Raw genomic sequence first — 22853 nt, 5'->3', positions numbered from 1 at the left:
TCATGATTATCGATCGTCGTAACCTGCTTCGCGCCGGAACCTGTTTGGGCGCTCTCGCTTTTGGAACGGGATTTTCTCGAATGGCCTTCGCGGCTCCCGCGAGCCGGCGAGTTGAATCCCTACTCGCGCGTATGACGGTCGAGGAAAAGGTGGGACAGCTCACTCTTTATCCTGATGAGGTCCGCCCTACTCCGCGGCCAATCAATCCGGAAATCAACGCGCAGGCCGAGGCCCGCGAGCGAGCAGCGTTCCAGTTTGACGAGGTCCGCGCCGGCCGGGTTGGGTCGCTGCTGGCGGGAACTGGCGTGCAACTTGGACGCAAATTACAGGAGGCCGCTTTACAATCACGGCTAGGCATTCCGCTGATGTTTGGGGCCGACGTGCTGCACGGATTGCGAACGATTTTTCCGATCCCACTCGCCTTGGCGGCAAGTTTTGAGCCAGGCTTAGCCGAAAGGACTGCGCGTGCCGCTGCTGAGGAAATGACGGCAGTCGGTGTTCATTGGACGTATGCGCCAATGGTGGACGTGGCCCGCGATCAACGCTGGGGCCGCGTCGCCGAAGGTTCAGGCGAGGATCCTTATCTGGCCAGCCTTTTCGCGGCCGCCTACGTCCGCGGTTTTCAGGGTGTAAATCTAAGATCGCAACGCAGCGTCGCGGCGTGCCCTAAGCACTTCGCGGGGTATGGCGCGGTAATTGGAGGAATGGAGTACAACAACACGGATCTCACCGAACGCGAACTCCTGCAAACGCACATGCCGCCATTCGAGGCGGCCTTTAGGGCCGGCGCTCTGACGACGATGGCCGCTTTCAACGACATCGACGGTGTACCGGCCTCGGGGAACCGCCACCTTCTGACCGATCTCCTTCGCGACCGTCTGGGTTTCAAAGGGTTCGTGGTCTCCGACGCGGCCTCGGCGGAAGAACTGGTCGCCCATGGTGTTGCGGCGGACGAAAAGGATGCGGCACGTCAGGCATTTGATGCCGGCGTCGACGTCAATATGGGGGGCGGTCTGTACAAGCGACACCTGCCTGCCCTGCTGGGGGCCAACGCAATTGGCATCGAACGTCTGGACGAAGCGGTCCGGCGGGTGCTGACGGTGAAAGAGAACCTTGGCTTACTCGACGACCCCTACCGCTCGCTCGACCCAAAGCGCGAGGCGCAGGAGGTGCGGACGCCTGCCGCCTTGGCTCTCGCCCGCGAGGCGGCGGCGCGCTCGGTCGTCCTGCTCAGGAATCAAGGCGATATCCTACCACTCAAAGCTGGCCGAATGATCGCCCTGATCGGCCCCTTGGGCGACGATGCAGCCAACATGGACGGGCCTTGGGCACCGTGGGCGAAAACGGGCGATGCCGTCACCCTCGCCCAAGGGCTGCGGGCAGAGTTAGGCACGCGCCACCTTACGATTGTAGAGGGATGCGGTATCGACGCGCCGATAGACGGCGGAATCGCTGCGGCAGTTGCCGCCGCGAGGGCTGCAGACGTCGTCGTGCTCGCGGTGGGGGAAGGGCAGGACATGTCCGGCGAAGCGCGCTCGCGCAGCGAAATTACCCTACCGGCGCCTCAACAGGAATTGGCTGAGGCTGTCGCCGCGACAGGCAAGCCGATCGTCGTGGTGCTATCCTGCGGGCGTGCATTGGCGCTGCAGGGGGCCGTGCGGGATGCCGGTGCAATCCTTGTGGGTTGGTTCCTAGGTTCGGAAGGGGGCCATGCCCTGGCCGATGTGCTGACCGGACGCATTGCGCCGTCGGGACGTTTACCCGTCAGCTTCCCCCGGACTTCGGGCCAGCAACCGTACTACTACAACCACAAATCGACCGGGCGACCTCAACTTCCGGGTGAGAACGCTTTCTTCAAAGCCCGCTACACGGACGTTGCCAACACTGCGCTATACCCGTTCGGGCATGGTATCAGTTATGCGCCCGTCCAATACGGACCGGTGCAACTCAGCGGTGAAACCTTGCCTTGGGATGACGATCTGAAAGCTTCGATCACCCTCACTAACCTCGGCCAGCGGCCAGTGGAAGAGGTTGTGCAGCTCTATATTCACGATGAGGCCGCCAGCGTGACGCGGCCGGTCCGTGAATTGAAGTGTTTCGAGAAGGTGCGTTTGGCGGCTGGCGCCAGCCGTCAGGTAACTTTTACGATTAACCGCGCGGAACTTGAATTCATCGGCGGAGATTTGCAGCTACGGGCAGAGCCGGGCCGCTTTCAGGTATGGATCGCGCCGTCTAGTGCAGCCGGCACATCGGCTGCCTTCGTTCTTAGCCCACTCTCCTAATATCGAGTGATCATGATAAAGAAAATTGGCCTTTGCGCGACGGCATTGCTGCTCGCCATGCCAGCCTCTGCGCAGACGATGCCCAAGATCGAGAAAACGGCGGGTGGAAGGCAGCTCGTGGTCGATGGCGAACCCTATCTGTTCATAGGGGGAGAGTTGCACAACTCAAGCGCCTCTAGTCCGGAATACATGAAGCCGGTCTGGGACAAACTGGCGGCCATGAATGTGCGCTCGGTCATCGGTACCGCAAGTTGGTCAGATGTGGAGCCGCGGGAAGGGCACTTTGATTTCACAACGGTCGATGCCCAGATCGCTGCAGCGCGCGCCCGCAAGATTCACATCGCGCTCATCTGGTTTGGTGCTTATAAGAATGCCACTTCGACCTATGCTCCCAGCTGGGTTCGCGGCGATGCAGCGCGTTTCCCCAGAGCAGTCACCAAATCGGCGTACAAGACTGCGTTCACCTATGTCGGAGCAATGCCAAAACCGGTGCTCTCCGTGTTCTCACCTGAGTTGCTTAAGGCCGATCGCCGCGCATTCGTCGCGCTTATGCAGCATCTGGGAGAGGTCGACCCGGAGCATACGGTTGTCATGATTCAGATCGAGAATGAGATCGGCCTCCTGCGCGACAGCCGCGACCGCTCGGCCCTCGCGAATGTGGCATGGAGCAAGCCAGTGCCGGCTGCTCTGATTTCATACATGGTACGGGAGAAAGACCGCCTCCGCCCCGAACTCGCCGCGATGTGGGGGCGGCACGGCCAGCGGCGGTCCGGAACCTGGTCGGAGGTCTTCGGCACAGAGTGGGAAGCGGACGAAGCGTTCATGGCCTGGAGCTTCGCCTCCTACGTTGAGGAACTGGCCAAGGCCGGCAAGGCAGTCAACCCGCTACCATTTTACGCGAATGCCTGGCTGGGGCCGCAAAAGGGTCAGGAGCAAGCCGGTCTATATCCGAGCGGCGGACCGGTAGCACGTATGATCGATGTGTGGCACGCTGCGGCCCCCTCCCTCGACATGCTTTCGCCCGACGTGTACGTACCCGACGTAAAGGACGCCTTCGCCCAGTATCACCGTCAGGACAAGCCGTTGTTTGTCCCCGAGGCGCAGTTCCGGACAGGAAGCCTGTTTTGGGCCCTGGGTCATCACAAGGCCATTGGCTTCTCGGTGTTCGGCGTGGAGGACGGTCGCGTGGACGGGCAATATCCACAGGCCCTCGCCTTAATCAACACAATGGTGCCAGTCATCGCTGCGGCACAAGCCCAGAACCGCATCGGAGCCGTGCTGCTTGAGGACGGAGAAGTGTCGGCACAAATGGATTTGGGCGGCTATAACGTAGTCGCACGCGGCAGCCAGGCGCTCTTCTCGTCGATGCTGCTCGACGCCGGGTTGCAGGCGCCCCCACCTCCACCGCCCCTGCCGAGCGAAACGGAAGAAGGGGGATTGCCGGCTCCCGGTGACGCTCGCCCGTTTGCCCTCGTCATCGCCGAAGGCGATGACCGCTTTCTTGTGGTAGGCAAGGGGGTGACGTTCGACTTCGAGAAGGGAAAGGACATCGTGGAACTCGATCATGTCCAAGAAGGCACCTTTGACGCTGCCGGCAAATGGGTTCCCGGCCGCGCGATTAACGGCGACGAGCGTTTGGCGATCCTTCCTGCGGACCGGATTGGCATTGCCCGCATACGGCTTGTCCACCGCAGGTAACTTGTCAAATTCACCCTGCTGGCCGTTTCACCCCCAAAACGAACAGCAAGGTGAAGTGCCGAATGCGCTCGCCCGTTTGGCTAAAGTCGTTGTACCCGCCAGATGGTACAAGACCGCGCCGGCGGCGGGGATGCCCCCCGTGCGGGGCCCCCCAGCGCCTCTAGTCCACCAGTCATCCGCCTCACGGTTTTTTCTTGAGCCTTACCGAGCGGCGGCGAATGTCACCTGCTGCTTGATAAACCCATTTGTTTCTCTCCTCGATGCCTACCGAGCTGCACCGGAATGGCGGACCACCTGTTGCTCGATCACTCCAAACGGCGCCGCACCGCCGGGGATGCGGCCTTCCATGCGGATGATATCGCCAAAGGCCATGAACGGTGTTGTCGGCCTGCCGTCGCGAATGATCTCGATCGCGCGAACTTCGGAAATGCAGCTCGATCCGACCTCGGCATAGTCGTGATTCGAGACGGTGCCCGATCCGATCACCGTCCCCGCAACGAGATCGCGAGTGCGGGCGGCGTGGGCGATGAGGGCGTGGAAGCCAACATCCATCGGCGCGCCGCTGGCGCTCCCAAAGCGCTTGCCGTTCCAGTCTACCAAGAGGTCCAGACACACCCGGCCGTCACGCCAGGCTTCGCCCAGCGCGTCAGGCGTCACGGCGAACGGCGCCATCGAACAGGCGGGCTTGGCTTGAACCCAGCCAAAGCCTGTCTTCATTTCGGCCGGCGCGATTGCGCGCAGCGACCAGTCGTTGATCTGGACAACCAGCTTCACGTGCGAGAGCGCCTGCTCGGGCGTCACGCCCATAGGCACTGCATCCACGACCACGCCGAACTCGCCCTCGAAATCGATGCCGTCGGCCTCGCTGGGGAATGGTACAGGGTCGGCGGGCCCCAAGAAGCGATCGGACAGACCCTGATACATCAGTGGTCGGTCCGTCTCAATCGGCGGCAGGTTGAAGGCGATCTGCATCAACTCGCCATGAGTGCCGAACGCCGAGCCATCCAGCCATTGCCAAGAACGCGGCAGTGGTGCTCGCAACTGCGCGGGATCGAATGCTTCTCCCTTTCCCGCGTTCACCCGTTTGGCCAGCGCACGTAGCACCGGTTCAGCCGAACTCCAGGCGGTGATGGCGGCAAGCAAGTTGGGGATATCGGCGGCGAGCGCGCGAGTGCCGTCGGCCGAAACGACCAAAAGTTGGCCGTCCGGCGTGCCATCGTTGAACGTTGCAAGGCGCATGGCTAGTCCTCGATGATCGCGACGGCCCGGGTCCACCCTGCCGAGGCGCCCTTGATCTTGTGCGGGAAGCAGCTGACGGTGAAGCCGTGCCCGGGCAGCACTTCAAGATTGTGCAGCTTTTCCAAGTGGCAGTAGCCGATGTCCCTTCCCGCCTTGTGACCTTCCCAGATCAGCGAGGTGTCACCGGTTTCCTTCACCTTCTGGGCGGTGTGACTGAACGGTGCGTCCCACGACCACGCGTCGGTGCCGGTCACGCGGATGCCGCGCTCCGTCAGGTACATCGTCGCCTCGTAGCCCATACCGCAACCTACGTTGACGAAGTCCGGTCGGCCGAGCGCCTTGCCCGCCGCTGTGTTCACCAGCACGATGTCGAGCGGCTGCAGGTCGTGTTCGATGCGCGCCAGTTCGTCTTCAACGTCCTTCGCGGTTACGACGTAGCCATCGGAAAAATGGCGGAAGTCCAGCTTCACGCCGGCCTGGAAGCACCATTCCAGCGGCACCTCGTCGATGGTGATCGACCGCTCTGGCTCTCCGTCGCGGCCATTCATGGTGGGATGGAAGTGGTATGGCGCATCAAGGTGTGTGCCGCTGTGCGTGGTCAGTCGCACCCACTCCGAAGCCGCGAAACCCGCACCGTCAGGCGTGTCGGCCGCTGTCACTCCCGGAAAGAACATGCCGAGCTCGCTCGCCGTGTCCATGTGGGTCTGGTAGGTGATCTCGGGCTTGAGGAACGGCGGGTCGCTGACCACGTCGTTGCACAGGGTAATCGACAGATCGACAAAGCGACGGGTCATGGGCGTCCTTCCGATTTATGTTATGGCGCGCCGCCCCGGAGGAGGAGTGGGGCGGCGCGCCTCTTGATCGACGGCTTGCGCGTCCGTCGACTAGTTCGTTCTGCCGCCGAGCGTTTCGGCAAACCAGTCCGCGATGAGATCGCGCCCATAAGCCATGTTGTCGGCACCGACATGCTCGACGCCCCCTTCGCGAGAGGTGAAGATCACCAGCTCCCGGCGGGGCGAATTGACCAACTGCTCGAAGAGATCGTCGGCGTACCCCACGCTGATCTGTCGGTCGTTTGCACCGTGCGTAACGAGGAAAGGCACTTTGATGCGGTCCATGTGGCCGTTGAGGTTCATCGCCTCTGACTTTGCCAGGAATTCCTTTTGTCCCTCCGCACCGAAGGCCCAATGGACGTGGGCCCAATAATGCGGGACTGGGTTCTCGCCTTCGCGCGACATGCGCTTGTCCTGCACTTCGCGCCAGTTATGGTTCGCGCCCCAGACAGCGCCGCTGGCGAAGCGCGGCTCGTATGCGACGGCACGTGGGGCGAAGTGGCCGCCCAGCGAAATGCCAGTCATTCCGATTGCTTTCGGATCGACTTCGGACTGCTGTTCTAGCCAATCAACTGCCTTGCTGGCCCAGTTTTCGGAATGGGGATCGACAGGCAGCCGCTCGAGCCGCAGCGCCTCACCGGAACCGGGTTGATCAACGCAAAGCGTCGAGATGCCCCGGCGGGCGAGCTGCTCGGGAAGGCGTGTCCAATAGAGCAATTCCTTGCAGCTATCGAGGCCGTTGCAGAACACCACGACGGGATTTCGGCCTTCCCTTGGGGCACGGGTAAAGATTGCAGGCATAGTGCCGACCTGCAGCGGGATTTCGACGCGCTCGCGATTGAGTTTGCCCAGCTCTGTGGACCGGTCGAATGCCGTGCGCGCCTTCGCATAGGTGGCCTCGCGACCCGGTGCGCCGTGGCCCTGCATGCGCTCTGCCGTGATTAGGTACAGCGATGCGCGCTCCAGCTTGTTCGACGCAGACAAGGTGCGGCCCTTGGCCTCGTCCTCGGCAGCGAGATCGAGCAACTTCTCGCCCATCGCCGCCCAGGCTCTCATGAACTGCGGTGTGCCGGCGTCGGCGCCGCCGTCGGCCGCGTCTTTGATCGGCTTACACATATCGATGATCTCACCGAGTTGCGCACCCGACTCCATTGCTATCGCGACCGACAGGTTCCAGATGTAATTCGGGAAGTATTCGAAAAGTGCCATCGTTCAGACTTCCGCCGCCTGGAACAGCTTCGCATCAGGCTTGGGATGGGGCATGGTCTGCGGGCCGCCTATACCGATGCCCCACTGGTCCATGACATTCGGACCCGGGACATGCACCTTGTCGACGTGGTTTTCGAAGTCGACATCTTCCAACTCCGAGCTGTACTCAACAGCAAAGCCGGAAGGCGTACAGAAGTAGCTGAACGTGTTGTTGCCAGCCGTATGGCGACCCGGGCCCCAGCGGATGTCGGTTCCGGCCTGCTTCAGGCGCTGAGCGCCGCGGAACATATCATCTACCGTCAGCACATCGTACGCGACATGGTTGAGACACGGTGGCCCAGGTAGGATCGCGACACGGTGATGCGCCTCGTTGCAGCGCAGGAAGCACATGAAGTCGCCCAGCCAGTCACTGACCTTGAAGCCCAGAACGTCAGTAAAGAATTTCACCATCGCTGGATGGTCGGGCGAGTGGATCACGATATGACTGATCTTGACTGGCATGCCTTCCCAGCGTTCCATCACGCGCTTGTCCAAGCGCTCCACACCTGCCGAAATCTCGAAAGGCAAGCCATCAGGCGAGAAGAAGCGGAAGCCGTAGCCGCCGCCGGGCGCAGTGAGATCGCGCGGCGCATGGACTACCCTGCAGCCGGCTGCGACCACATTGTCGTGTAGCGCATCAACATCGGCACTGGTGTCGGCCGCGAATGCCACGACTTCGACATGATTAGCATCGGATTTGTGCAGACGTACCACATGGTGCTCATCGTCGCCGTGGGTCTTGAACCAGGCTATGCCCTCCTCAGCCGCCACTTCAACGAGGCCCCAGTCGTTGGCGTAGAAGGAACGCTCGGCATCGAAATTATCGACACCATATCCGACGTAGCGGATTTCTTTGATCCGGCTCATTCGTGATCTCCTCTCTCGATGCGCGCCCTTGCCAATGTCGTGCGCTCTATAAAACTATAATGTTCATTCTATCTTTGGCAGTGGCAATTTACAATAGCATAACCACGCGAGCCCCCTGCCGCGCGGGTTCCACCGCGCATCCGCCGATGCAAGCCATAGAAAAGGCGTCGGTGGAGCGCCGGGATGTCAGAACACCGCGCTATTTTTTGCCCGGGCGCTATCACGGTCTGTGCCATGATATGACCAAGCCCCCAGGATCGGGGGGTTGAGAAGGCTCTGGTGGCGGGTCGAGGCATGGGCGGCGATCGAGCCGCTCTCCCAAGAACCAGCCTGGTGCCGGCGCGTGGACGACCGGCAGTCTTGCACGTGCTGAAAGTGGGCTGCCGCTGGTGCGACTGGCCTGCCGAGTACGCGCCATCGACAACGGTCTACAACCGCTTCGACCGACGGTCGTACCGGGGCTGCTGGCTTAAGCTGCTCGACCCGCTGGTTGGTGTCGGCGCGTTCAAAAAAACACAGCAATCGACAGCACGTATGTGAAGGCACAGCGTGCCGCGTTTGGTGCGAAAGGGGGCGCTCTGCGCAAGCGATCGGCCGCTTGCCGGGTGGCTGGACCACGAAAGTCCACGCGCTTACCGACGTCATCGGCCTCCCCTATGCGTTGATGCTCACCACCGGCAACGTGAGCGAGATCAGAGCTGCGCCCTCGCTTTTCCAGCGCGCCGGACGCATGCGCTAACTGCTGGCTGATAACGGCTATGATGCCGACCAGCTTCGGCGCTTGCTGCGTGATGCAGGCGCTGTCAGGGTCATCTCTCGTCGCCGCAACCGCAAGCGCACCACCCGCTACGACGAGGATAGCTACCGCGACTGCCACCTTGTCGAGAACGCCTTCTGCTGCCTCAAGAACTTCCACCGCGTTGCCCCCGCTACGACAAGCTCGCCGCCAACTTCCTGTCAGGCGTGGCGCTCGCAACGTTATTGCGTTCTGGCTGTGAACGATTCTAAGCCGTAGAGTGCCCTGACGAAAGGAACCAGCGTGACCAGAGACAGCATGTTGCGAATCATGTTCGTTGCCTCCTGCGGCCTCCTGCTGGGCGCGGTTCCAAATGCGGCGCCTTCGCCCGCCGGTGCAGCCCCCGAGGCCTCCTCGGACGCCATGGCGCGTTGCAACGCTTTGGTCGGCAGGAAGCTGGCTTCCGGCACGGTCGAGAAGGTGAATTACATCGCGAAGGGCGGTAAGCTCGTCGATCAACAAACGGGGTTTGCGGCAGCGTTCAATGGCCTCACGACGCCGGTGCCGTTCTGCAAGGTGCGCGCCCACCTCCATCCGACTCCAGACTCTGACATTACGGTGGAGACGTGGCTGCCGGACGCCTGGAACGGCAAGATGTTGGGTATCGGCGGCGGCGGCTTTTCGGGCGGTTTAGCCACCGCGGCGCTGACTTTGCGTGCGCCGATGAGCAGCGGCTACGCCGCGGTTGCGACCGATGTGGGGCATCCCGCGACCGAAACCGGCGAGTGGGCGTACGGACATCCGGAGAGGCTGATCGACTACGGCTACCGCGGCAACCACCTCGCGGCGCTGACCGCCAAGGAGGTAATTCGCGCCTTCTACGGCAAGAGAGCGGAACGGGCCTATTTCCACGGCTGCTCCAACGGTGGCCGCGATGCACTGATGGAAGTGAGCCGCTTCCCAACAGATTACGATGGGATAATTGCTGGCGCGCCGGCGATGAGCTTTACTCCGCTGCTGACCAGCTTCGTCGTCAACAACTTGGCTGTGAGCCGGGCACCGGGCCTGGCAGCCAAGCTGTCGCTGCTAAATGCGACGGTCCTCAAGAAGTGCGATGGCCTAGATGGCGTTACAGACGGGGTTCTCGATAACCCCAGACAGTGTGCGTTCGATCCCACTGAGCTGCAATGTAAGGCAGGGAGCGGCCCCAACTGCCTGAGTGCCGACGAGGTCTCGGCAGCGCGCACCCTCTATCGGGGAGTGCGGCTGAGCAACGGACGCCAACTGATGCCAGGCTTCGCGGTCGGCGGCGAGACGACCGGCTGGAGCGATTGGATCACGGCGGCCAAGTCTCAGCAGAACGGCCTCGGTAGCGAGGCCTTCCGCTGGCTGGTTCACGGTGATCCCAAATGGGACAAAACGCGCTTCGACGTCGACCGCGACTACAGGCTCGCCGAGCAACGGGTCGGCGGCATCATCGATTCGGACAATCCGGACGTGCGCGCGTTCACGCGGCGCGGCGGCAAGCTGATCGTCTATCATGGCTGGAACGACGCCGCGGTGCCGCCAGAGAACTCGCTGGAATACTACGATGCGGTGCGCCGCCGTTCCGACCCGGGAGGCCGGAGCGTGCGACTGTTCATGGCGCCGGGGATGAGCCATTGCTTCGGCGGGCCCGGGCCAAACTCGTTCGACATGTTGCCCGACCTCGACCGCTGGGTGGAGCACGGCACCGCGCCCGAGCGGATAATTGCAACCAAGTTCGATAACGATTTTCTTGCGCTGCTCCGCATGCCCGCGAAGGTCGTGCGCACGCGCCCTCTCTGTGCTTGGCCGAAGACGGCCCGGTATAACGGTTCAGGTTCTACGGACGACGCGGCGAACTTCACCTGCAAGGGCCCACAATGACCAACATGACGCTCCCCGGCTGAAACCTCTTCACACAGGTCGAAATCCTAACCAACAGAAGTTGACGATGCGCAAACCCGGATGGACGCTGCCGGCGGGGGTGGGCGCAGTGCTCCTATTGCTCCTCTCGACCGCTACGACCGTGAAAGAGTCGTCCGCTCCCGAGCAGGCGCGCCGGGATTCAACGCTTCCGATGCGGGAGCGGAAGGCAAGGCTGATGTGCTTCTAACGCAAATGACCGTCAAGGAGAAGGTCGGGCAACTCATCCATTTGTTCCGCCGGCACGCGTTTATCAATCTTCCGCCGAAGGATGACGATCGCCTGTCGCGCCGGGTCCTGGCTGTGAACGGGTCTAAGCCCAGGGCCATCCCGCCCTGACGTCATGCGGCGCGCCCGAACCCGTGCTGACGGCGTGCGCATGCGCCCCTCGGGCGCGGCGCCGCGAAGATCGGGCGGCTGACTGTAGCGGCCGTGGAGTGGTCGCTATCGCGATAGGAGCTGGCGGGACGCTATGTAGCCTGTGTCTCCAAGCCCTCAACCAGTGTGCTCAGTGCCGCGTCCAACGGAGCCAATCCAACCTTCTCGGGCACCAGCAGCCCATCAATGGCGAGCATGGTCATGCCATGGACAAGCCCCCACCAGGCTGCGGCCTGACCTTCTATTGGCCGCATGCGGATGCTCCCAGCAGCCTGTCCGCGCCGGAGAATTTCCAACGCCACTTCGAAGACCGCGAGCGCCCGCTCATTAAGATGCGTCCCGGCGACTTTCTCCTCCCCCGCGCTGAACATCAGGCGGTAGAGAGCCGGATTGTGCGTTCCGAACGCGACATAGGCATGGGCTACGGGAGTGACTTCGTCCCGCAGAGTCTTAGCCGCTTTGGGCCTCGCGGCCGATAGGGACTCCCGCAGCCGATCGAACCCAATCATGGCAAGTTCGGCGAGCAGCGCTGCTTTGTCGGAGAAGTGCTTGTAGGGCGCCGCGTGGCTTACTCCAGCGCGGCGAGCGACTTCCCGCAGCGTGAAATGCCAGCCCTTCTCCTCCGCGAGCATATCCAACGCCGTCTCGATAACCGCACGACGGAGATCTCCGTGGTGATAGGGGCGGTTGGGTGCGTCCTGCATATGACCTCGAAGTTTCTAGGGAACACATTGTTGACAGTGGATACTTATGAGCCTAATCCAAGGGATAAGTTTCTCTCGTCTACATCGGAGCGGCCCATGGACGCCATCGAAAAAACACCGGCGCTGATCGGCTGGGCCGTCTCCTCGCCAGCCAACGTGCTGCCTTCCTGCGTGACGGAGCGCCTTCGTTGGCGCAGCGACGCGCTGCCCTGACGAAATTCAGGGCCGCGCTCATAGGGCACCGCGGAGCCATCGAAGAGGCCATCAAATCTGATTTCGGCCATCGCTCACGGTATGAAACGGCGATTATGGAGGTCGTGGGCGTCGCCGAAGGCGTCAAATATCTGATCCGCAATCTTCGCCGGTTCATGGCTCCGACCCGCCGCCACGTCGCTATGACGATGCGAATGGGTAAGGCCCGCGTCGAGTATCAGCCGCTCGGCGTCGTCGGCGTCATGTCCCCTGGAACTATCCAGTGAACCTCGCGCTGATGCCGGTGGCCACGGCCATCGCCGCCGGCAACCGGGCGATGCTGAAACCCTCGGAGTTCACGCCCGTCACCAATGCGCTGCTCGCAAAGATATTCGGCGAGATTTTCCCGGAGGACCAGTTCGCGATCGTCACCGGCGATGCGGCGGTGGGAGCGGCCTTCACGGCCCTGCCGTTCGACCATCTCGTCTTCACCGGCAGCACCGCGGTGGGCCGGGCAGTGATGAAGGCCGCCAGCGACAACCTTGTCCCGGTGACGCTGGAGTTGGGGGGTAAATCACCGTCTATCGTCGCCAAGGGCTATGCTCTCGACCGAGCGGCGGCGGCCATTGTGTTCGGCAAGCTGGTCAACGCCGGCCAGACGTGCATCGCCCCCGATTACGCGCTGGTCAACGAAGACGATGTCGAGGCGTTCGTTGCGGCTTATGGCCGACAGGTGGCGTCCTTCTACGCGGACGGCCCGACGAGCGAGCACTACACCTCGATCGTCAATGAGCGGCACCATACCCGGCTTCAGGGCCTGCTCGAGGACGCCGGCTCCAAAGGGGCGCGGATCATAGAGGTTGGTAATCGGCCCGGCGATGCATCCCGTCGCCCCAACACGCTGGCCCCGACCGTGGTGCTCGGCGTCACCGACGACATGCGCCTCGCTCATGAGGAGATCTTTGGCCCGGTCCTGCCGATCTTCTCCTATCGCGACATCGACGAAGCGATCGCCTATGTCAACGATCGGCCCCGGCCGCTCGCGCTCTACTATTTTGGAGCCAATAACGACGATCGGCGCAAGGTCCTGAACCGAACGACCTCCGGCAACGTCACCATCAACGGCACGATCTTGCACATCGCCCAGGACGACCTGCCCTTCGGCGGCGTCGGTCCCAGCGGCATGGGCGCATACCACGGCGTCGAGGGCTTCCGCACCCTCAGCCACGCTAAGGGCATCTATGAGCAGGGTCGTTGGAATCTCGCGACCCTGCTTCGCGCGCCTTTCAGGCGACCGATCGATACCATCCTCAACATGGTACTGCGGTGAGCAACGCCCTGTCATCACATCATGCTCGGGAGCATCAGCCCATGACCACCCACACATCGACGCCGCTACGCGGCTCCTGCGAATGCGGCGCCTGCTCCATCGAGGTAAAGGCTGTGCCGAAAGCGAGGTTCCGGTGCCACTGCCTGATCTGCCAGGCGTTCAACAGCAAGCCCTACGCGGATGTGGTGGCCGTCAACGCCAAGGATGTGACCCTGAACAATGCCGGCAACATCTCTTTCAAGAAGTACCGCTCTCCGCCGAACTTCGATCGGGGAGTATGCCGGACTTGCAATAAGCCCGTCGTGGAGATTGCTGGCGCGGGACCGTTCAAGGTTATGTTCATCCCGGCAAGTAATTTCGAGCCGGAGGCCCGTCTGCCGCCGGTCCAGTTCGATATGTTCTATCACCGCCGCATCGTAGAGATGTCCGATAGCGTGCCGAAGTACAGCGGATATTGGTCGAGTGAATTCGCGGTCGGAAAGCTGATCATGAGAGGATTGTGAGGTTGTTGTCGAGGATCACGTCGACGATCGACGGCGATCCGTGCGGGCACTGGTCGGATGCACTGTCGGGAGGCTTCCTATGCGCTCTACAGAACAAGCCATTCCGCTTCCCGAGATGGCGGCGCTCGCCGCGGTGGTCTGCTTTCTGACCCTGCGCGCGCCTGCCGCCGACAACGCGATGTGCGATGACCTGGTTGTGCGGCGCCCTTCCTAATCAAATTAATAACTGAAAGACCGTTGCGACCGGATGAGACACGCTGGCCGCTCGGCCGGACATGGTCAGTTTCAACGCGCCAAACCTTGCACACGGGCTTCACGCTCGTATGGCTCGGCGGGCCCGGCTAGGTAGAAGTGGTCCAGAAAACCTCCGCCTCGGCGCGACCGCTCTTCATGCGAGCACTTCACGGCGGCCGTCACTGTTCACGCCGACCGCGATGATTACGGCAACCGATGCGATCCGGCAGTCTCGGCGAACTCTAATGGAAGCGGCATCCAGCCACACGTACGGCAAAAACGCTTCAGCCGGTATCGTTAGCATCACCGAACATGGCCGCTATGGCAGCACAGTCAACGCCGAAGCTATTTCATGCGCTAGCCGGATGGACTTGACCGTCCATGTAAAGAGGCGTTTTTCGAAGATCACGACCAGCCGTCCGCCGCTTCAAGGCTTTCGGCCAGTTTGCCGATCACGCGGTAGCAGTCGAGCACTTTGCTGACCGACGAATTGGGCTCACGCCCTTCGCGGATGGCGGTCACGAACTCGCGGTCCTGAAGCTCGATGCCGTTCTTAGACACAGCGACGTCGTCGAGCTCGATCGGTTCTTCCTTGCCGTTTACCAGGTCGTCATAGCGGGCGATGTAGGTGGCATTATCGCCGATGTAGCGGAAGAACGTGCCCAGCGGCCCGTCGTTGTTGAACGACAGCGACAGTGTGCAGATCGCGCCAGTCTCGGCCTTGAGCTGGATCGACATGTCCATGGCGATGCCGAGTTCAGGATGCTTGGGCCCCTGCATCACGTTTGCGGTAACGATCCTGCCCGACTGGTAGGCGAACAGATCGATAGTGTGGGCGGCGTGGTGCCACAGCAGGTGGTCGGTCCACGAGCGCGGCTGGCCCTTGGCGTTAATGTTCTTGCGACGGAAAAAGTAGGTCTGCACATCCATCTGCTGGAGCGTCAGTTCCCCTGCCGTGATCTTGTTGTGGACGTACTGGTGCGACGGATTGAAGCGGCGGGTGTGCCCAACCATGCAGACCAGGCCCGTCTCCTCGGCCTTTGCGACCACTGCCTGCGCGTCTTCCCACGAATCCGAAAGCGGAATCTCGACCTGGACGTGCTTGCCCGCGTTCATGCAGGCGATGGCCTGTTCGGCGTGCATCTGCGTCGGCGTGCAGAGGATCACGGCGTCGACGTCGGGCAGGGTGAGGGCCTCGGCGAGGTCGGTGCCGGAATGCGGCGCGCCGTACATGGCGGCGACCTGCGCTGCCTGTTCGGCCGAGCGGCTGATGACCGACGCGATTTGGACGCCGTCGACGTTCTTGAGGCCGTCGAGGTGCTTTTCACCGAAAGCACCGGCGCCGACGAGAGCGATACGCATGGGGTTCTCCTTGGTATTCTCTAAAAGGGAGGGATCTACGACGACACCGTCACCGCTCGTGGGGCGAGTGGCGGCGCAAAAAGCATCAGCTGTCGATCAGCGCCTGAGCTGCGGCGTTGTTGCCTTCCAGCGTCGGGCTGGGTGGCACGGAGCCGTCGATCGGCTCGAGCACGAGGTGGCCGATTGCGGTATTCGAGCAGGGCACGTGATAATGCCGATGCAGCGCCTTCGTTTCGCGTCCAAGGGCGCCGCGCATGATCAGCCACATGACCATCTCGATACCTTCCGAGCCGGTCTCGCGCAGGTATTCGATGTGCGGGATGGTACGCAGCTTCTGCGTGGAGCCGACCATCCCGTCGAGGAACATGTTGTCCCACTCGGCATTGATCAGCCCCGCACGGGGCCCTTGGAGTTGGTGGCTCATGCCGCCGGTGCCCCAGATCTGGACGTTGAGGTCCTCGCCATAGGATTGCACCGCGCGCGCTATCGCTTCGCCCAGCGCCCAGCAACGGTTGCCCGACGGCGGCGGATACGTGACCACGTTGACCGCCAGCGGGATCACCTTTGCGGGCCAGGCCTCGGGCGCACCGTACATCATGGTGAGCGGCACGGTCAGGCCGTGGTCGACGTCCATCTCGTTGATGATGGTCATGTCGAACTCATCGAGCACGAGGCTCTGGGCGATGTGCCAGGCGAGGTCGGGGTGGCCTTCCACCTCGGGCACCTGGCGCGGCCCCCAGCCTTCGTCGGCAGGCCTGTAGCGCTCGCCGCAGCCGATCGCGAACGTCGGGATGATCTTCATGTCGAACGCGGATGCATGGTCGTTGTAGACCAGGATCACGACGTCGGGCTTGATTTCGGGTCGGGCGATCCACTCGCGGGTCCAGTCGTACCCTGCGAAAATCGGGGCGAAGTAGGCGTGGCGGTCCTTGCCATGGTCGGCGGCAACGCCGAGCAAGGGAACGTGGCTCGACGCGATGCCGGCGGTGATCCGGGCCATCTCAGCGAAGCTCCTTGTTGTCAGCGTCGCCTTCTGCGTCCCGGGTGGCCTTGATCGAGCGCGCCCCTTCGGGCGAGCGGCCGCCGGCGTTCATCATCGCCGAATAGTCCTCCACGCTCATGCCGGTCATCGTCGAGACCGCCTGCAGGAAGCTGAGGCCGTCGGTGGAGAACACCTTGGCGAGGAAGTAGATGTTGCCGCCAAGGTCGAGCAGGCGGTTGTAGTCGCGCGCGAGCACGGCCACCTTCTGGTCCTGCGTCATCGGCCATTCGTCGAGGTACCCGGCCTCGTCCGCCAGCCAGCGGACGCGGTTCTCGGCCTTCATCAGGCTCATTGCGAACTGGTTGAGGTGATAGCCCTGGCGCGCCCGTGCGGCGGTGTAGACCCGGGTGCCGGGAATGTCGTCGAACTCGCCGAGATACTCGTGTATGTTTCTGGGGCCGCTCACAGGCCGCGTTCCTTCAACTGGGCGTCGAGGCGCGGAAAGACCTTGCGGGTGTTGCCTTCGAAGATCGCGTGGCGCTCCTCGTCGGTGATGTCGAGAGCGTCGACATAGCGCTTCGTGTCGTCGAAGTAGTGGCCGGTCTGCGGGTCGATACCGCGCACGGCGCCGACCATTTCGGACCCGAACAGGATGTTCTTGTTGGCGATCACGTCGGCCAGCAGATTGATGCCAGGCTGGTGATAGACGCAGGTGTCGAAGAACACGTTGTTCATGATATACTCGTCGAGGCTGGGCTTCTTCAGCATGTCCGCAAGGCCCCGATAGCGGCCCCAGTGATAGGGCACAGCGCCGCCCCCGTGCGGAATGATGAAGCGCAACTTCGGGAACTGCGCGAAAAGGTCGCCTTGCATGAGCTGCATGAAAGCCACGGTGTCGGCGGCGATGTAGAAACCGCCGGTGGCGTGCATCGCCGGGTTGCACGAACCCGAAACATGGATCATCGCCGGCACGTCCAGTTCCGACATGACCTCATAGATCGGGAACCAGTATTCGTCAGTCAGCGGCGGGTGCTCGAAGTGGCCGCCGCCCGGATCCGGATTGAGGTTGCAGCCGATGAAACCCAATTCCTCGACGCAGCGGCGCAGTTCCTTGATCGAGGCTGTCAGGTCGGCCTTGGGCGACTGTGGCAACATGCAGACGGGCGCGAACGTCTCGGGGAACAGCTGCACCACGCGCGCGATCAGGTTGTTGCAGTGGAACGCCCATTCCTCGGAAATCGCCTGGTCGCCGACATGGTGCGCCATGGCCGAGGCCCGGGGAGAAAAGATGGTCAGGTCCGCCCCGCGCTCCTTGATAAGCTTGAGCTGGTTCTGCTCGATCGTCTCGCGGATTTCGTCATCGGAAATTTCGGGGTAAGCGGGGGTCGGCTCGCTCGCCTTGAAAGCGGCGACCTGCGCCTCGCGCCATGCGTCATGGGGCTTGGGCAGGACGGTGTAGTGACCGTGACAGTCGATAACGAGCGACATGGCTCAGTTCTCTCCCTTGGATGGCGCTGTTATGACCGCAAGCTTAGCCGCGAGGCCTTCAGGCGGCGGTTCGATGACCAGCCCGCCCAGCGCCTGCTGGCGCACCACGATGCCATCGGTCATGACCGGTTCGATGCCCAGGTCGCGCAGCATCTGGGCTGCCTCAGCCATCTCAGCGGCACGGCGGCGGCCGTGGACCATCATGCGGTCGAGGTTGTAGTCCGCCCGTTCGGCCCAGGTTATGGACTTCTCGCTGGCGTCGAGGGAGGCCAGGACGGCGTCCGCCACGTCTTCGGCATCAGCGGCGAGCATCATTTCTGCCGTGAGTGCCTCGATCCCCTTGACCATGATCGAGCGCACCAGTTTGATAGCCGAGGCTCGACCGATGGCGTCGCCAACCACGTTGGTCCTGGTGAAACCGGCGCCGCGCAGCAGGCTTTCCGCTTCAAGCGCATCCGGTCCGGAAATGTTCAGCGGCACGGCCATATGCGCCGGATTGACCAGCGCCATCACGGCAACGTCGACATAGCGCCTGCCCAACTCGGCGAAGGACCGAGCCGCTTCGCGCTTGGTGCCCGGGGCCACCGAGTTCATGTCGCAGAACACGGCTTCGGGCGGCATAAGCCCCGCGCATTCATGGGCGACGTGCAACGCCTGATCGGCAGTGACCAGCGAAAGTACAAGGGTAGCGCCTGAAAGTGCTTGTGTCGCACTGTCGCATGGCGTCACGTTCAGTTCACGGATCAAGGCGCGGCGCGAGGCCGCCATATCGAATGCCGCCGCGCGCAGGCCCCATGCGCCAGCTCGGGCGAAAGTCGACCCGGCCTCGCCGAACCCGATCAGGGCAATGCTTCCTCTCATGTCCCCCTAGGTGACGGCATTGACCCCTGCCAGCAAATCGGAACTGGCGAATACCGATAACACCGGGCTAATTGTCATGCGTGCCGCAATCCGCTGCAGCGTCCTTCAGATCGGCCAGGAACTCTTTCTGCACCTCGCTGGGGAGCAGCGACGTGCGGGTGGTCATGCCGATTGTGCGCGCGAACCGGCCGGGCAGGGGCGCAAGCCGCCGCAGCCACCCCGCCTCGACTTCCACGGCGACCTGATCGGAGGAGAGCAGGGTGATGAAATCCGTACCCATCAGCACCTGTCGGATCATCATCACCGAGCCGGATTCGATCGGAACGCTAGGCAGCGGCAGGCCAAGGTCGTTGAAATAGCCCTCGAAGCTATCGCGCAGCGGCGTGCCGGGTGGGGCCAGCGTGAACGGGAACCGCGCCATGTCCGCACCAGCGGGGTCGGTGCTCGCCAACGGGTGGCCATCCCTGGCGTAGAAAGCGGGAACGTCGTCGAACAGCCGATGCTGGGCAAGGTCCGGCTCGGTAAGCGGGTCGCGCAGGGCACCGACCATGACGTCGATCACGCCGCTGCGGAGCGGCTCTACCAGTTCTGCGCGCGATCCCTCGACGATGGTCAGCCGCACCTGCGGGCGGCGCGCCAGGAAGCGGGCGACGGCTGCGGGCAGGATGCGCGCGCGCGACAACGGCATCGCGCCGATGGCGATGCGCCGGCACTCGTTACCGCGCAAAGCTTCGACTTCCGACAGTCCTGTCTCAGTTCCACCTGGGCCAGCCGGAATTCGCGGGCAAGCAGGTTGCCCGCGGCGGTCGGTATCGCGAACTTGCCGCGGCGCGTGACAAGGGCCCGCCGCAGTCCGAGGGCAAGGTCGCCGATCGCCCGGTGGATCGATGGCACCGAAAGCCCCGTGACCTGGCTGGCGCCAGAGTAGCTGCCGGTTTCCGCCACGGCGATCATCGCTCGCATCCGCGACATCGTGATATGCGGACTGCGAAGATATCGAGTGGCCGCTGATATGCGCGGGACGAGCATTTCGCCTGCAGGTGTCGGAATCATGCCGTCGTGACGGCGCTCGAACAGCGGCACGCCAAGCGCGCTTTCCAGTCGGCCGAGAGCCTGCGTGATGGCGGGCTGGCTGAGGTTCACTGCGTCCGCGCCCGCGTTGACCGTTCCCAGGGTGGCTATCCGCTCGACTGCCTGGAGGTGCCGCAGGTTCAAAGTCCAGATGTCCATGCAGCTACTCTTAGCCAAATCCAATCGCACTTGCCAAAGTTCTCTTTCCCTCGTGAGCAGCGGAGGGCCATCTGGTGAGGATGGAAAAGGAGTGGCTGAAATGAGTGGTATCGTCGTTCAGAACATCGAGCGCGCCGACCCCGCGGTGATCGACGGCCTCGCGCAGTGCGGTGTCGCCACCGTCCATGAAGCACAGGGCCGCACCGGCCTGCTGGCCAGTTACATGCGCCCGATCTATCGCGGTGCGCGGATCGCCGGGTCGGCCGTGACGATTAGCGCGGCGCCGGGTGACAACTGGATGGTTCACGTTGCGATCGAACAGTTGAAAGATGGCGACATCCTCCTGCTTGCGCCCACCAGCCCCTGCGAGGACGGCTACTTCGGGGACCTGCTGGCGACCAGCGCGCAGGCTCGTGGTTGCCGTGGCCTGATCATCGATGCCGGAGTGCGCGACATACGTGACCTGACCGAGATGGATTTTCCGGTCTGGTCCAAGGCTGTCTATGCTCAGGGTACCGTCAAGAACACGCTCGGCTCGGTCAACGTGCCGGTCGTATGTGCCAATGCCGCCGTCCAGCCGGGCGACGTGATCGTCGCGGACGATGACGGTGTCTGCGTGGTCCCGCGTGAAAAAGCCGCCGAAGTGCTGGCTGCCGCACAGGCCCGCGAAGCTAACGAAGGCGAAAAGCGCGAGAAGCTGGCAAACGGCATTCTGGGGCTCGACATGTACAAGATGCGCGAACGCCTGGAGAAGGAAGGGCTTAAGTATGTCTGATCCTTCTCCCAGTAGGGATGGAAGGCCGGGCCCGGCGTCGGCGCCGTGCATGTGGATGCGCGGCGGGACATCCAAGGGCGGATATTTCCTCAAGTCAGACCTCCCCGCCGATACGGCCGCGCGTGATGCTTTCTTGTTGGGTGCGATGGGGTCTCCGGACCCGCGCCAGATCGATGGCATGGGCGGCGCCGATCCGCTGACGAGCAAGGTCGGCGTGGTGGCGAGATCGGCACGGGAAGGTATCGATGTAGACTACCTGTTCCTGCAGGTGTTCGTCGATCAGGCGATCGTCACGGATGCGCAGAACTGCGGCAACATCCTGGCAGGCGTCGGTCCTTTTGCGATAGAGCGCGGACTGGTCGCAGCCACGGGCGACGAGACGCGCGTATCGATCTATATGGAGAACACGGGGCAGGTCGCCGTTGCCACCGTCCAGACCCCCGGGGGCGCGGTGACTTACAGCGGCGACGCCGCGATCGACGGCGTGCCGGGCACCCATGCGCCGGTGCCGCTTGAATTTCGCGATACTGCGGGCTCCTCCTGTGGGGCGTTGCTGCCCACCGGCAACGTGGTGGACGAGGTGAACGGCGTGCCCGTAACCCTGATCGACAACGGCATGCCCTGCGTGGTGTTCAAGGCCGAGGACGTGGGCGCTACCGGCTACGAGGACCGCGAGACGCTGGATGCCGATGAGGACCTGAAGGCCCGCATCGAGGCGATCCGCCTTGCGGTGGGCGAACGGATGAACCTGGGCGACGTCAAGGACAAATCCGTGCCGAAGATGATGCTCGTGGCCCCGCCCAAGAATGGCGGCGCGGTGACGGTACGCAGCTTCATCCCGCACCGGGCTCATGCCACGATCGGCGTGTTGGGCGCCGTTTCGGTGGCGACGGCATGCCTGCTGGAAGGCTCCCCGGCCGCGGAAGTTGCCGAAATCGGCGCAGGCTTCCGTAAGACCCTGTCGGTCGAACACCCGACCGGCGAAATGACCTGCGTCCTCGAAACCGATGAACACGGTTCGGTTACCAGCGCTGCGCTGCTGCGCACGGCGCGCAAGTTGATGGATGGGATCGTCTATGTCTGACCGTATCGTTTCGTGGCACGGCGCCCCGTCGAAGCCGCGCTACACACCGCCGGCCGGGGCGATTGACGCGCATTGTCATGTCTTCGGGCCAATGGCGCAGTTCCCGTTCAGTGCCAAGGCGAAGTACCTGCCCGACGACGCCAGTGCCGATCAACTCTTCGCGCTGCGCGACCATCTGGGTTTTGCCCGCAATGTGATCGTTCAGGCCAGCTGCCACGGTACGGACAACGCCGCCACGCTGCATGCGATCGTCAGGTCACAGGGGATGGCGCGCGGCGTTGCGGTGGTCGATCCTGCGATTTCCGAAGCCGAACTTGAGGCCCTGCACGAAGGCGGCATCCGCGGCATCCGCTTCAATTTCCTCAAGCGCCTGGTCGACGATGCGCCCAAGGACAGGTTCCTCGACGTGGCGAAGCGCCTGCCGGAAGGCTGGCATGTCGTGATCTATTTCGAGGCCGACATACTGGAGGAACTGCGCCCTTTCATGGACGCGGTTCCCGTTCCGCTGGTGATCGACCACATGGGCCGCCCAGACGTCACGCAGGGGCCTGACGGTGCCGACATCAAGGCCTTCCGTGGGCTCCTGAACAGCCGTGAGGATACCTGGTTCAAGGCGACCTGTCCCGATCGCCTCGATGGCGCCGGCGATCCGTGGGATGCGTTTGCGGATGCCGTGGCGCCGCTGGTCGCGGACTATCAGGATCGCGTACTTTGGGGCACCGACTGGCCGCATCCCAACATGCAGGATGCGATCCCCGACGATGGTCATCTCGTCGACATGATCCCGCGCATCGCCCCAACCGCGGAATTGCAGCGCAAGCTGCTCGTCACCAACCCGATGCGGCTCTATTGGCCGGAAGACCTTTGAAATCAGAGGGCC

General features: G+C 62.9%; 20 protein-coding genes and 3 pseudogenes. 10 read left to right on the top strand and 13 right to left on the bottom strand.

Annotation, left to right across the window (positions count from 1 at the left end; all coding sequences use genetic code 11):
- The first annotated feature begins 2 nt into the window (after positions 1–2).
- Positions 3–2282, top strand: a complete 2280-nt coding sequence (locus tag TQ38_RS28480) for a glycoside hydrolase family 3 N-terminal domain-containing protein (protein ID WP_082058036.1) — start codon at positions 3–5, stop codon at positions 2280–2282.
- 12 nt (positions 2283–2294) lie between these two features.
- Entirely contained in the window at positions 2295–3980 is a 1686-nt protein-coding gene (locus TQ38_RS28475; protein WP_052506062.1) for a DUF5597 domain-containing protein, read from the top strand.
- Between the two features lie 264 nt (positions 3981–4244).
- On the opposite strand, the gene TQ38_RS28470 is transcribed toward TQ38_RS28475, so the two are convergent.
- The 4 genes from TQ38_RS28470 to TQ38_RS28455 form a co-directional block, all read right to left on the bottom strand.
- Positions 4245–5219, bottom strand: coding sequence for a fumarylacetoacetate hydrolase family protein (locus tag TQ38_RS28470; RefSeq protein ID WP_043981044.1), 975 nt, complete (start codon positions 5217–5219; stop codon positions 4245–4247).
- A 2-nt stretch (positions 5220–5221) separates the two neighbouring features.
- Positions 5222–6013: a cyclase family protein gene (locus tag TQ38_RS28465; protein ID WP_043981046.1), complete on the bottom strand. Its 792-nt coding sequence runs from the start codon at positions 6011–6013 to the stop codon at positions 5222–5224.
- A gap of 90 nt (positions 6014–6103) precedes the next feature.
- Positions 6104–7261, bottom strand: a complete 1158-nt coding sequence (locus tag TQ38_RS28460) for a S9 family peptidase (protein WP_043981047.1) — start codon at positions 7259–7261, stop codon at positions 6104–6106.
- Positions 7262–7264: 3 nt separating this feature from the next.
- A complete protein-coding gene (locus TQ38_RS28455) occupies positions 7265–8167 on the bottom strand; it encodes a VOC family protein (protein ID WP_043981049.1) in 903 nt (300 codons plus the stop codon).
- A gap of 265 nt (positions 8168–8432) precedes the next feature.
- On the opposite strand from TQ38_RS28455, the pseudogene TQ38_RS28450 reads away from it, so the two are divergent.
- A pseudogene (locus TQ38_RS28450) lies at positions 8433–9175 on the top strand (IS5 family transposase).
- 31 nt (positions 9176–9206) lie between these two features.
- Positions 9207–10811 (top strand): tannase/feruloyl esterase family alpha/beta hydrolase, encoded by a 1605-nt coding sequence (locus tag TQ38_RS28445; protein WP_162792463.1) that lies wholly within the window; start codon positions 9207–9209, stop codon positions 10809–10811.
- A 509-nt stretch (positions 10812–11320) separates the two neighbouring features.
- On the opposite strand, the gene TQ38_RS28440 is transcribed toward TQ38_RS28445, so the two are convergent.
- Complete coding sequence (locus tag TQ38_RS28440) at positions 11321–11932, bottom strand: TetR/AcrR family transcriptional regulator (protein ID WP_043981054.1); 612 nt, start codon at positions 11930–11932, stop codon at positions 11321–11323.
- Between the two features lie 83 nt (positions 11933–12015).
- On the opposite strand from TQ38_RS28440, the pseudogene TQ38_RS28435 reads away from it, so the two are divergent.
- The 3 genes and pseudogenes from TQ38_RS28435 to TQ38_RS31370 all read left to right on the top strand — a co-directional run bounded on the left by TQ38_RS28435 (position 12016) and on the right by TQ38_RS31370 (position 14171).
- Positions 12016–13454: pseudogene (locus tag TQ38_RS28435) on the top strand (coniferyl aldehyde dehydrogenase).
- A gap of 41 nt (positions 13455–13495) precedes the next feature.
- Positions 13496–13957, top strand: coding sequence for a GFA family protein (locus tag TQ38_RS28430; protein WP_043981055.1), 462 nt, complete (start codon positions 13496–13498; stop codon positions 13955–13957).
- A gap of 79 nt (positions 13958–14036) precedes the next feature.
- Complete coding sequence (locus tag TQ38_RS31370) at positions 14037–14171, top strand: hypothetical protein (protein WP_255418009.1); 135 nt, start codon at positions 14037–14039, stop codon at positions 14169–14171.
- 139 nt (positions 14172–14310) lie between these two features.
- On the opposite strand, the pseudogene TQ38_RS28425 reads toward TQ38_RS31370, so the two are convergent.
- The 8 genes and pseudogenes from TQ38_RS28425 to TQ38_RS31195 all read right to left on the bottom strand — a co-directional run.
- Positions 14311–14462, bottom strand: a pseudogene (locus TQ38_RS28425) (transposase); the annotation flags it as partial.
- A 134-nt stretch (positions 14463–14596) separates the two neighbouring features.
- On the bottom strand, positions 14597–15553 hold the full coding sequence (locus TQ38_RS28420) for a Gfo/Idh/MocA family oxidoreductase (RefSeq protein WP_043981057.1): 957 nt from the start codon (positions 15551–15553) through the stop codon (positions 14597–14599).
- 85 nt (positions 15554–15638) lie between these two features.
- A complete protein-coding gene (locus TQ38_RS28415) occupies positions 15639–16553 on the bottom strand; it encodes a class III extradiol dioxygenase subunit beta (protein WP_043981059.1) in 915 nt (304 codons plus the stop codon).
- Between the two features lies 1 nt (position 16554).
- Positions 16555–17001 carry a protocatechuate 4,5-dioxygenase subunit alpha gene (gene ligA, locus TQ38_RS28410; RefSeq protein WP_043981061.1) on the bottom strand — a complete coding sequence of 149 codons (447 nt, stop codon included), beginning with the start codon at positions 16999–17001 and terminating at the stop codon, positions 16555–16557.
- Positions 16998–18023 carry an amidohydrolase family protein gene (locus TQ38_RS28405; RefSeq protein WP_043981063.1) on the bottom strand — a complete coding sequence of 342 codons (1026 nt, stop codon included), beginning with the start codon at positions 18021–18023 and terminating at the stop codon, positions 16998–17000. The genes ligA and TQ38_RS28405 overlap by 4 nt, the downstream gene beginning before the upstream one ends.
- Before the next feature lie 3 nt (positions 18024–18026).
- Positions 18027–18884, bottom strand: a complete 858-nt coding sequence (locus TQ38_RS28400) for an NAD(P)-dependent oxidoreductase (protein WP_043981065.1) — start codon at positions 18882–18884, stop codon at positions 18027–18029.
- Between the two features lie 67 nt (positions 18885–18951).
- Entirely contained in the window at positions 18952–19566 is a 615-nt protein-coding gene (locus TQ38_RS31200) for a LysR substrate-binding domain-containing protein (RefSeq protein ID WP_240198209.1), read from the bottom strand.
- A complete protein-coding gene (locus TQ38_RS31195) occupies positions 19497–20099 on the bottom strand; it encodes a LysR family transcriptional regulator (RefSeq protein WP_240198208.1) in 603 nt (200 codons plus the stop codon). Before TQ38_RS31195 ends, TQ38_RS31200 begins: the two co-directional genes overlap by 70 nt.
- A 115-nt stretch (positions 20100–20214) precedes the next feature.
- Between TQ38_RS31195 and ligK the strand changes: the two genes are divergently transcribed.
- From ligK to TQ38_RS28380, 3 genes are read left to right on the top strand one after another with little or no spacing between them, the layout of a single operon-like run.
- Entirely contained in the window at positions 20215–20889 is a 675-nt protein-coding gene (gene ligK, locus TQ38_RS28390; protein WP_043981067.1) for a 4-carboxy-4-hydroxy-2-oxoadipate aldolase/oxaloacetate decarboxylase, read from the top strand.
- A gap of 49 nt (positions 20890–20938) precedes the next feature.
- Positions 20939–21973 (top strand): 4-oxalomesaconate tautomerase, encoded by a 1035-nt coding sequence (locus TQ38_RS28385; protein ID WP_205316204.1) that lies wholly within the window; start codon positions 20939–20941, stop codon positions 21971–21973.
- Positions 21966–22841, top strand: coding sequence for an amidohydrolase family protein (locus TQ38_RS28380; protein ID WP_113942121.1), 876 nt, complete (start codon positions 21966–21968; stop codon positions 22839–22841). The genes TQ38_RS28385 and TQ38_RS28380 overlap by 8 nt, the downstream gene beginning before the upstream one ends.
- The last annotated feature ends 12 nt before the right edge of the window (positions 22842–22853 follow it).

The sequence above is a fragment of the Novosphingobium sp. P6W genome (genome assembly GCF_000876675.2).
GTDB lineage: Bacteria > Pseudomonadota > Alphaproteobacteria > Sphingomonadales > Sphingomonadaceae > Novosphingobium.
The sequence above is the reverse complement of the archived record's forward strand: the minus strand, read 5'-3'. Positions and strand labels throughout refer to the sequence as shown.